The organism is uncultured Vagococcus sp. (assembly GCF_963518325.1).
Taxonomy (GTDB): Bacteria; Bacillota; Bacilli; order Lactobacillales; family Vagococcaceae; genus Vagococcus_D.
Genome location: NZ_CAUQJB010000006.1, coordinates 141,310 through 151,214 on the forward strand (window position 1 = coordinate 141,310; position 9,905 = coordinate 151,214).

Annotated in this window: 10 protein-coding genes; 4 read left to right on the forward strand and 6 right to left on the reverse strand. The window is 38.3% G+C overall.

The genetic code is table 11. The annotated features are described in order from the left end of the window. The first annotated feature begins 208 nt into the window (after window positions 1-208). The 3 genes from RWN13_RS07845 to RWN13_RS07855 are packed head-to-tail and all read left to right on the forward strand — an operon-like array spanning window position 209 to window position 4,296. Window positions 209-685: a MarR family transcriptional regulator gene (locus RWN13_RS07845; RefSeq protein WP_314061929.1), complete on the forward strand. Its 477-nt coding sequence runs from the start codon at window positions 209-211 to the stop codon at window positions 683-685. Further along, on the forward strand, window positions 678-2,414 hold the full coding sequence (locus tag RWN13_RS07850; protein WP_314061931.1) for an ABC transporter ATP-binding protein: 1,737 nt from the start codon (window positions 678-680) through the stop codon (window positions 2,412-2,414). Before RWN13_RS07845 ends, RWN13_RS07850 begins: the two co-directional genes overlap by 8 nt. Next, window positions 2,407-4,296, forward strand: a complete 1,890-nt coding sequence (locus RWN13_RS07855; protein WP_314061933.1) for an ABC transporter ATP-binding protein — start codon at window positions 2,407-2,409, stop codon at window positions 4,294-4,296. Before RWN13_RS07850 ends, RWN13_RS07855 begins: the two co-directional genes overlap by 8 nt. A 536-nt stretch (window positions 4,297-4,832) precedes the next feature. Here RWN13_RS07855 and RWN13_RS07860 read toward each other — a convergent pair. The 5 genes from RWN13_RS07860 to RWN13_RS07880 form a co-directional block, all read right to left on the reverse strand. Next, window positions 4,833-5,594, reverse strand: a complete 762-nt coding sequence (locus tag RWN13_RS07860; RefSeq protein ID WP_314061935.1) for an ABC transporter permease subunit — start codon at window positions 5,592-5,594, stop codon at window positions 4,833-4,835. Next, the gene (locus RWN13_RS07865; RefSeq protein ID WP_314061936.1) at window positions 5,591-6,496 is read right to left on the reverse strand and encodes an ABC transporter ATP-binding protein; all 906 of its coding nucleotides are present in this window, start codon (window positions 6,494-6,496) and stop codon (window positions 5,591-5,593) included. The genes RWN13_RS07860 and RWN13_RS07865 overlap by 4 nt, the downstream gene beginning before the upstream one ends. Then, the gene (locus RWN13_RS07870; RefSeq protein WP_314061938.1) at window positions 6,493-6,720 is read right to left on the reverse strand and encodes a PLDc N-terminal domain-containing protein; all 228 of its coding nucleotides are present in this window, start codon (window positions 6,718-6,720) and stop codon (window positions 6,493-6,495) included. The genes RWN13_RS07865 and RWN13_RS07870 overlap by 4 nt, the downstream gene beginning before the upstream one ends. Before the next feature lie 25 nt (window positions 6,721-6,745). Further along, window positions 6,746-7,858 (reverse strand): helix-turn-helix transcriptional regulator, encoded by a 1,113-nt coding sequence (locus RWN13_RS07875; RefSeq protein ID WP_314061940.1) that lies wholly within the window; start codon window positions 7,856-7,858, stop codon window positions 6,746-6,748. A gap of 150 nt (window positions 7,859-8,008) precedes the next feature. Continuing rightward, a complete protein-coding gene (locus tag RWN13_RS07880; protein WP_314061942.1) occupies window positions 8,009-8,461 on the reverse strand; it encodes a MarR family transcriptional regulator in 453 nt (150 codons plus the stop codon). Window positions 8,462-8,677: 216 nt separating this feature from the next. Between RWN13_RS07880 and RWN13_RS07885 the strand changes: the two genes are divergently transcribed. Beyond that, window positions 8,678-9,046 carry a YccF domain-containing protein gene (locus tag RWN13_RS07885; RefSeq protein WP_314061944.1) on the forward strand — a complete coding sequence of 123 codons (369 nt, stop codon included), beginning with the start codon at window positions 8,678-8,680 and terminating at the stop codon, window positions 9,044-9,046. 35 nt (window positions 9,047-9,081) lie between these two features. Here the strand turns inward: RWN13_RS07885 and RWN13_RS07890 are convergent, their stop codons facing one another. Beyond that, window positions 9,082-9,795, reverse strand: a complete 714-nt coding sequence (locus tag RWN13_RS07890) for a hypothetical protein (protein ID WP_314061946.1) — start codon at window positions 9,793-9,795, stop codon at window positions 9,082-9,084. Window positions 9,796-9,905 lie beyond the last annotated feature (110 nt).

Sequence of the window (9,905 nt, forward strand, 5' to 3'; positions counted from 1 at the left end):
TCTTTCTCTTATTATAAAACAATTCTCACATAATTACTTGACATTTTCATGAAAATTACGGAGAATAGATATTGTTAGGTAGCTAACAATATTCCCTTCACCCTTAAAAATTCTGGTTATGGCTTTAACATTATCTCAGATCCAGTCATCCATTTTATAAGTAACTAAAAAGGACGTTTCATACCTTAACAATGAAAGGAGGACACACATGACTCAAATAAAAATTGGCAAGGCCATTAAAGCTTTGTCAAATGAAATTAATCGCTATGTCAGCTCCCATATCAATTCAGATAATACAGAGCAATACACGATGATTCAATTTTTATTCATGGACTATATCGGACGATTTTCAGCCACTACTTCAGTTTTCCAGCGGGATTTAGAAAGTGAGTTTAATATCAGACGCTCAACAGCCACTGGTATTCTACAAGTTTTAGAAAAAAATAAACTAATAGACCGTCAAACCAGTAAACAAGACGCCCGCTTAAAAGAAATCATCTTAACAACTGAAGGTCAGGCAGTCTTTAAAGACCGCCGTCGAGAACTTGATACCATTGATAAACACTTAATTGAAGGGGTCAGCCTACACGATTTAAAGACCTTTTATGCAGTTATGGACCAGATTTACCTTAATATCGGTTGTAGGGAAGAAAAAACAACTAAAGGAGTGATGAACAGTGATTAAAACCCTCGCTAAAAGTGTTGGAGAGTATAAAAAAGACGCCTTGCTGACGCCTTTTTTTGTGACTCTTGAAGTTATTTTGGATATTATTATTCCCGTTCTAATGGCAATGATTATTGACCGAGGAATTTCAGCAAAAAATCAAGGAACTATTATCACAATTGGTATAGCATTAATCGCTTGTGCCCTATTTGCCTTACTTTTCGGCATGTTGTCGGGTCGATACGGTGCCATTGCATCAGCCGGTTTTGCCAAAAACTTACGCCGAAAAATGTTTGGTAACATTCAAGAATTTTCATTTGCCAACATCGACCGCTTTTCAACTTCGAGTCTGGTGACTCGCTTGACAACCGATGTTAGTAACGTCCAAAATTCCTTTCAAATGATTATCCGAATTTTAGTAAGAAGTCCCTTGATGTTTATTTTTTCATTATTCATGGCCTTTCAAGTTAATCGCGAACTGGCAATGATTTTCCTTTATGCCATTCCTTTTCTTGGCATTGGATTAGCGTTGATTGTAAAATTTGCTCATCCAACTTTTGAAAAAGTCTTCAAGATTTATGATCGCTTAAATCAAGTGGTTCAAGAAAACCTGCAAGGTATTCGCGTTGTTAAATCTTATGTCCGTGAAGAGCATGAAGTAACAAAATTCAAAACTGTCTCACAGTTAATTTACAAAACATTTTCTAAAGCTGAACGAATTGTGGCCTTTAACGGTCCTTTGATGCAATTCACCATGTACACGTGCATGTTATTAATTTCTTGGATCGGGGCGCAGTTAATTGTTAGCAACTCCATGTCAACGGGTGAATTAATGAGTATGTTTATGTACGTCATGCAAATCTTAAATTCACTAAACATGATGTCTATGGTCTTCGTTATGCTGATCATTTCGCGCCCTTCTGCTGAGCGAATTGTGGCAGTTATTAACGAGGAGAGTGATTTAACAAATCCCAGCAAGCCTATTACAGAAATTCGTGATGGCTCTGTCGAATTCAAAGAAGTTGATTTTAGCTATTCTGATAATGAAGATAAATTAGTCTTGAGGAAAAGCAGCTTCCGCATTGAATCTGGCCAGACTGTTGGTGTTATTGGCGGAACAGGAAGTGGTAAAACAACTCTCGTACAATTGATTCCGCGGCTCTACGACGTGACTAAAGGCAGTGTCCAAGTTGGTGGTTTAGATGTCCGCAACTACGATATTGCTGCTTTGCGAGATGCTGTCGCTATGGTTTTGCAAAACAATGTGCTTTTCTCAGGAACCATTAAAGAAAACCTTCGATGGGGAAATCCTGATGCAACTGATCAAGAGCTTTATGAAGCCTGCCGTTTGGCCCAAGCAGATGAGTTTATTCATAAACTACCAAAAGGCTATGATACCTATATTGAACAAGGAGGAACAAACGTTTCTGGTGGCCAAAAACAGCGTTTGACGATTGCCAGAGCCTTACTGAAAAATCCCAAAATACTGATTTTAGATGATTCAACCAGTGCAGTTGACACAAAAACAGATGGGCTGATTCAACAAGCCTTCTTGGAGACTATTCCAAACACAACTAAATTCATTATCGCTCAGCGAGTCTCTTCTATCGAAAAGGCCGACCAAATTATCGTCATGGAAAATGGTGAAATTAACGGGATTGGCACTCATGAAGAATTGCTGGCCACTAACAAAATTTATCAAGAAGTCAATCAATCTCAAGTGAAAGGATTTGGTGAAGCCAATGAGTAAACTTCAAGTAAAAGGTACAGACCGTCAAGCTCGTCCCCTTAAAGCCTTAAAACGACTCCTGACCTATTTAGTCACAGGCTACCCTATCCAATTAGGGGTTGTTATCGTTTGTATTATTATCAGCGCCTTTGCTTCTGTTAAAGGCTCGCTCTTCTTGCAAGTCGTGATTGATGAACATGTCACCCCTATGCTAGCAAGTGGCAACAAAAATTTCTCCGGGTTACTAACCGCCGTGATTACTATGGCGATTATCTATGGCATCGGTGTTCTAGCAACTATCATCTTTAATCAGTTAATGGTCAACGTCTCTCAAGGTGTCCAAAAAACAATCAGAGATGACTTGTTTACTCACATGGAAACTTTGCCTATCGGTTATTTTGATACACATCCTCATGGAGACGTGATGAGTCATTATACTAATGACATCGACACCTTAAGACAGATGCTCTCCCAAAGTGCTCCCCAACTGCTACAAGCTGTGGTCACTTTTGTCAGTGTATTTGTGGCGATGTTCTCAGTCAGTGTTCCATTGACCCTCTTTGTTATTTTATCTGTCGGTATAATGGTCTTAACCATTCGAAAAATCAGTAGCTTAAGTGGAAAGTATTTTGGCCGTCAACAAAAATCGTTAGGTAAGCTAAATGGTTTTATTGAAGAGATGATGCACGGTCAAAAAGTCATTAAAATATTTAACCACGAAACAGAAACCATCCAACAGTTCGACCAACTAAATGAAGAACTAGCCGCTAGTGCAACTGAAGCTAATAAATACGCCAATATTTTAATGCCCGTTATGATGAACCTCTTAAACATCCAGTATGTTTTAATTGCGATTGTCGGTGGTTTACTTAGCATTAACGGTGTTGCCGTTCTAACAATTGGGGCCATTGCCTCTTTCTTACAGTTAAGTCGTTCTCTCAATATGCCCGTCAGTCAGATTTCCCAGCAAATTAACTTTGTTATTATGGCATTGGCAGGTGCTGAGCGAATCTTTATCTTAATGGATGAACAGCCTGAAGTTGACGATGGCTATGTCACTTTGGTAAATGTCAAATATGAAAATGGACAACCGATAGAATGTCCAGAGAAAACAGGCCAGTGGGCATGGAAACACCCCCACAAAGACGGAACCATTACCTACACCCCTTTAACAGGTGATGTTCGCTTTGAACACGTTGATTTTGGTTACAATTCAGAAAAAGTGGTGTTACATGATATCTCCCTGTTTGCCAAGCCAGGTGAAAAGCTTGCCTTCGTTGGCGCTACTGGCGCAGGTAAAACAACCATCACGAATTTAATCAATCGTTTTTACGATATTATCGATGGAAAAATTCGTTATGATGGCATTAACATTCAAAAAATAAAAAAAGAGTCCCTGAGACGCTCTCTAGGGATTGTCTTGCAAGATACCCATCTCTTTACCGGGACAATCAGTGATAACATTCGTTATGGACAATTAGATGCCAGTGAGGAGGATGTAAGAGTTGCTGCTAAGCTAGCAAATGCCGACTACTTTATTTCACGCCTGCCCAAAGGTTACGATACAGTCATTACCGGAGACGGCGAAGGTTTATCTCAAGGTCAACGGCAGTTGTTGGCGATTGCTAGAGCTGCCATTGCCAATCCACCTGTCATGATACTAGATGAAGCTACTTCAAGTATTGATACACGGACTGAACGTATCGTTCAAAACGGCATGGACGCATTAATGAAAGGTAGAACGGTTTTTGTCATTGCTCACAGACTATCAACCATTCAAAACTCCGATGCTATCATGGTATTGGACCAGGGCGAAATCATTGAACGTGGCGATCACGATGATTTACTTGCCAATAAAGGCGTTTATTATCAACTGGCTACCGGTGGTTTAGAACTAGAATAGGTCACATGCTTTAGCTACAGGGGCTCTTTGAGTATCCTGTGGCTTTTTAATAGTTGATTAACCAATTAGTCGTAGGTTTGATTATAGACGTGTTGATAGATTGTTTTTATTTTTTGGGCCAACATCAGCAAGACGTTTAAATGTAGCCATGTTATGCCACTCTTTACTGGTATTTGGTTATTGATCCTCGACAATTTTACGTATTTCTTCTTGAAATCATACATTACCTGTTGCCATATAACAACTCACACCTAATCCCAGCGTATAGACCAACATATACCACAGTAGTCATTTTTGTCAGCTAGAAAATGACTCTAAATTAACAATTCTCTTAAGATAATCAGGAAACAAAATAGTTGCAGGGGGATCCCCTCCCTTAACAACAGTTCTAATTGTTTTGGGAATGTTCAAGAGTATCCGCTAAAAAAAATTAAAGTGATTACTTATACCAAAAATAAGACCTAAAACAGATAATCAGCTGATTGTCTATTTTAGGTCAACAAAAACTTCTATTAGAATTGTTCGTTAAAAAAAGATTATAACGCTTTTTTATTAAAACGAAGGATTCCTAGTATCACCATAAGCACACTTAACACCAAGGTCACAGCGATAGCAGGATAAAAATCAACCACTTGTGTCATCCCTTCCAGAAGAGCCCCGTTATTTAAGGCCAAACTAATTGGATTATAAGCCTGAATATTAGGAAATACATTGGCAAGTAACATAAAACCAAAAACCATCACCGTAAACAGAAGCACGCCGTAATTTTGCCGGAAAAGAATACCTCCCAACAAACTAATGACCAAAAGGAACAAGCCAAAGAGCCATAACATTAGAACAGCAGCCCACATATTCAAGACTCCATGATCAAAATAAAACCAGCCGTAGAGATAAGTCACTACAACACTGAGCCAATACCCTAAGGTAAAAAACACACTGCTAGACACTAATTTTCCAATAATGACTTTCCAACGACTTAAACCTTTAGTTAATAAGATAGTTAGTGTTTCCTTTTGATACTCTTGAGTCAGTATCCCACTAAACATAATCACCACAACTACCAGCCCCATTTGGCTAGTATTCTTGAAAAACTGCAGCCAAACATCCATAATCGTTGGTTCTGGAAAGGTTTTGGCCAATTCTTCGGAGACTAAACGACTGATCAGTTGAGGGGTAAACTTAGCAGTAAAGACATTCATTAATCCCAAGACCGTAAATAAGGTCAAGACAATCAATAAGCGATAATGGGCAATCCCTTCTAGCCACTCCTTCTTAATAAATGCAACTAAAGCTCTCATTTAACCACCTCCGAAAAAATATCTTCCAAACTAGGTTGGTAAACCTCCATTTTTTTGGGGAAAAGGCCACGTTGAATAAATCGGGGGTAAAGTGTTTCTTGAAGTGAGGTTAGCTCTTGTCCTTGAATGAAATACACTCCTGATTCAACTTTAACAACCAGGTCCTTAAATAAATAAGTGACATCTTCCGGTAGAAGAGCCTCATTAAACTCTATCAGTAACTGGTTAAAAGAATAACGGTCTTGCATCTCAGCTAGCGTCGTAGACAACTTAATCTCACCTTCGTGTAACAGTATTATCTGATCACAAATCTTTTCCACATCTGACAATATATGGGTCGAAAAAATAACCGTAGTTTGAGCTTTCACTCGATGCAAAATATCCAGTATTTCTTTACGTCCTAATGGATCCAAAGCAGAGGTTGGCTCATCACAAATAAGTAGCTTTGGCTCATTTAACAAAGCCTGAGCGATTCCTAACCGCTGTTTCATCCCACGAGAAAAGCTTTGAATTTTTTTCTTGTTATTTTCCAAACCAACTAAGTTTAATAAATCAGTCGCTTTTAGTTTAATTTCTGGACCCGTCATCCCAGTTATTTCGCCACAAAGTGTCAAGTAACCAAGTGCTGTCATATAGCCGTAAAATTCAGGCACATCTGGTAAATAACCAATTAAACGATTTGTTTTAGTATTCCCATAGTAAACCACTTCATCACAAACTTTAATCGTTCCCTCATCACTGGACAGCAGCCCAACAATCATCTTCATCAGAGTGGTTTTACCAGCGCCATTTTGACCGATAAACCCAAGTACTGACTGCTCAGGCAAGCTAAAATCAAGGCCCTTTAAGACTTCTTGCGAGCCAAATTTCTTTTTAATTCCTGACACTTCCAAAACCATCATGACTCACTCCTCCCAAATACAAAATAACAAATCGGACCAATTAGTTGCAGCAACAAGACAATCAACAGCCAACTGACTTTATTAAAAAAACGAAATTCCTTTTGTTTCATGATTTTCACCACTGCGACAATTGCCAAGGCAAGTTGAATCACTAACAGTGGCACTATTATAGGTAGTAGCAGCTTTAATTCTTCTAAAGATACTGTATTAACCCCAACATGCATCTCTAACACCCTCTTCTTTTGTCTATTAACCTAAAACATTTTCTAATTTTCTTAATAACCCTTTAAATTCCTGATTAGCCCCATACTCTTCTTGTATCAAAGACGTTTCTGTAAAATAGGACAAGATGGACTTTTTTACCAGTTCTTCATTTCTTGGCATCGTGCTGCTTAACTCCAGCTGGTCATCAATCCAACTATCCAACGAGTCAAAATAAGCATCCCCGTGGAGCGTGGCCGGATAAGTAATCCCCTCAAGAACGATGATCAACTTAGACAAGCTTTCAAAAGCTAAAATCAGACGTTTTTGCTGGGTGTAGCCCATAAAACATTCCAAAAGAAAGGTCACATATAAAAAAGGATGCAACTTTGAGATAGCATATAAGTCAATCAGCCCCTGTGCTCTTGTCACCGTTTTGTCAAATTTCACCAAGTCCATTACTTGATAATGAAGGAGTTTACCGCTTGAGGAAATAAGACTCAACAGTTGTTGATAAATACTCACTTGAAGAATTTCGTGACTTTTAACAGCTTGCCCCAACATGTCGTACGCCCCCGCCATTAACTGTTCATTACCGAGATAAGGCTTGGCTTCTTCTCCTAATAACAGCAAAACTTCCTGTGGGTGTCCTAAAAACATTTGACAAGCTGCCTCAAAGGAATTCGCTTGGTGAATCATTGGCGAATCCGTTGCTTCTGACTTAATATGTCGGCACAATCCGATAGCCTCCTCAAGTATGGCCACTTGCTCCTCTTGATTTGCCAAATTAGTGTGGTTGACCATTAAAACACTCATTTGCAACAGAAAAGGCAGACACGCGTAATACTTTTTAATAAGACGGCGACACTCTGCCAAAACAACCGGAAATGGCTCCGTAACGAAGTCTTTTGCCAACTTTCTGTAGTGCTTTCGAATCTCCTCACGAGACAGCTGAGGCGCATAACCCAGCAGTTCATCGACCGTAATACTAAAATAAGTCGCCAACTCAGGTAATAAATATATATCTGGATAGGTTTGCCCCGTTTCCCATTTAGAAACAGAGGATTTTGATATTCCCATTTCATAAGCTAACTGACTTTGAGTGATTCCTCGGGATTTTCGTTTCTCCTGAATCACCTCACCAATTTTAAATGTTGTCATTTCATCACCTCTTCTTAATAATACTCCCCCTTGATAGTCAATACAATCGAATTGATACCAACAACAAGAGTCAAAGTTTCCTCACGCGATACTTATGTAAAAAGAACTATCCCATAATTAGTAAATCTAATTATGGGATAGTTCTCTCAGTTATTCTTCATTATTTTTCCAGTGAAATTTTCGTTTATGTAATCGTTCAATCAATTCCAAGGATTCTAAAAATGGTTGGCGTTCTTCATCTGACAAACGCTCATAATCTTTGGCTATTACATTTTCGTATTTGCGATAGAGCTCCGTAGCCCGTTTTTTTCCCGATTTTGTAAAAGAAACGTAATACAGGCGTTTATCTTCGCTGGATTGCTGGCGTTCAATCAAGTCCTCATCTAGGAGGCGTTTTAAGATACGGCTTGTATAGCCTTTATCAAGGTCTAATTCGTTCTCAATATCTTTGGCATACATTTGACCATTTTCCAACAATTCAAAAATAACTCGAATTTCATTAAAATTATAAGAATCGTCCGCCATTTCTTTTTCTAAATAGTTAATGTAATTCAAAAAATATTTAATAAACGAATTCATTCTTTGAATATCTTCTGGCATCATGAGTATCGTACCTCCTAAAAATTAACTTATATACCTATCATACGTGTAATGGTTGACAATCACAACTGATAAGCGCTTTTTTATTAAAAATGTACGAAAATGATAGAAAAAAATAATATATTTGTAATCAGTTTGACATAAAGATACTTCTCAAGACCCATGAAAAAGGGCCTTTTATCTGCTAAACTGAGAATAAGAAAGAAAAAGGTGATGACAATGAACTTTTTAGGAAATATAATCTGGTTTCTTCTAGGCGGACTAGTACAAGGAATTGGTTGGTTTCTCGCTGGTGTTCTCTGGTGTATCACCATTATAGGCATTCCAATTGGTCTGCAATACTTTAAGTTCGCCTCTATTTCCTTCACGCCTTTTGGCAAGGAAGTCCGTTATGGCGGTGGAGCCGGTTCGCTTTTACTTAATATTATTTGGTTGATTGTAACTGGGGTCCCAATGGCCCTTGTATCCCTCGCTTCGGGTATTCTAATGTGTATCACCATCATTGGAATTCCTTTTGGCTTACAATCATTTAAAATGGCAAAATTAGCCTTAATGCCTTTCGGTGCCGAAGTGGTCCGAGTATACTAACAGAAACAGCCGTCCCTTGGGGCGGCTGTTTTAAATTACGGTTTTGTTTGACCTAGTGAGCTCAAGTTAGCTAGCTCTACCACTTCTGCTTTCATCTTCTTCAATAAATCAACTGACAACTCATCTAATAATCTATCTAAATCATCTAAAAATTCTGTATAACCTTCGACTTTATTATTAAAAAAATGGGTTTCGCCTGCTGTTAAATTGACTTCTAGCAAGCTTAAATGATCACGACTATGTTCGAATAAAGAGACAATTCGCTCAATATTGGGCTGATAATTATGAAAATAGATGCTAAGTAGCTCAATATCATGAATCAGTTTCTCACTTTGATTTTGGTTTTCCAGTAACTTATTCATCATCTGACGTTCATCCACCGTTTCTCGGTTATACTTAATCAATCGAATTGATTCTTCATTTTGATAGATACACGTATTTAATTTAGCGTATAAATTTTCAATTTTTTGAAACAACATTTCCCGATAAAGGAACTCTGCTTGAATCGTGCGCTCTTTGCGAGCATTTAATTCAATCTCTTCACGAATCGCCTGATTTTGAGCTTTATTCTCACTGAAGGCCAGCATGACAGCTGCTAAAACCCCAAAAAAAGATCCCACAAAGTTGTACATGCCATCAATGGTCAAATTTGGCTCTATTATCCCTCGAACCATCGGGATAACAACGAGCAATCCCCCTACTACAACCGTTAACACCAAGATTGAATGATTTTTGATAAATTTAAACATCCCATCAGCCCTCCAGATTAAGTCTTCCCTTTATTTTACCTTAGCTTTTATATTTACGCTATTTTGACCACACGCTTAGTTAGGAAAAGCTCTTGGAAGCAGTCAATGAC

Coding starts and splice junctions, on each gene's coding strand:
- RWN13_RS07845 (WP_314061929.1), top strand. CDS start 209: ATGACTCAAATAAAAATTGGCAAGGCCATTAAAGCTTTGTCAAATGAA.
- RWN13_RS07855 (WP_314061933.1), top strand. CDS start 2,407: ATGAGTAAACTTCAAGTAAAAGGTACAGACCGTCAAGCTCGTCCCCTT.
- RWN13_RS07860 (WP_314061935.1), bottom strand. CDS start 5,594: ATGAGAGCTTTAGTTGCATTTATTAAGAAGGAGTGGCTAGAAGGGATT.
- RWN13_RS07865 (WP_314061936.1), bottom strand. CDS start 6,496: ATGATGGTTTTGGAAGTGTCAGGAATTAAAAAGAAATTTGGCTCGCAA.
- RWN13_RS07870 (WP_314061938.1), bottom strand. CDS start 6,720: ATGCATGTTGGGGTTAATACAGTATCTTTAGAAGAATTAAAGCTGCTA.
- RWN13_RS07875 (WP_314061940.1), bottom strand. CDS start 7,858: ATGACAACATTTAAAATTGGTGAGGTGATTCAGGAGAAACGAAAATCC.
- RWN13_RS07880 (WP_314061942.1), bottom strand. CDS start 8,461: ATGATGCCAGAAGATATTCAAAGAATGAATTCGTTTATTAAATATTTT.
- RWN13_RS07885 (WP_314061944.1), top strand. CDS start 8,678: ATGAACTTTTTAGGAAATATAATCTGGTTTCTTCTAGGCGGACTAGTA.
- RWN13_RS07890 (WP_314061946.1), bottom strand. CDS start 9,795: ATGTTTAAATTTATCAAAAATCATTCAATCTTGGTGTTAACGGTTGTA.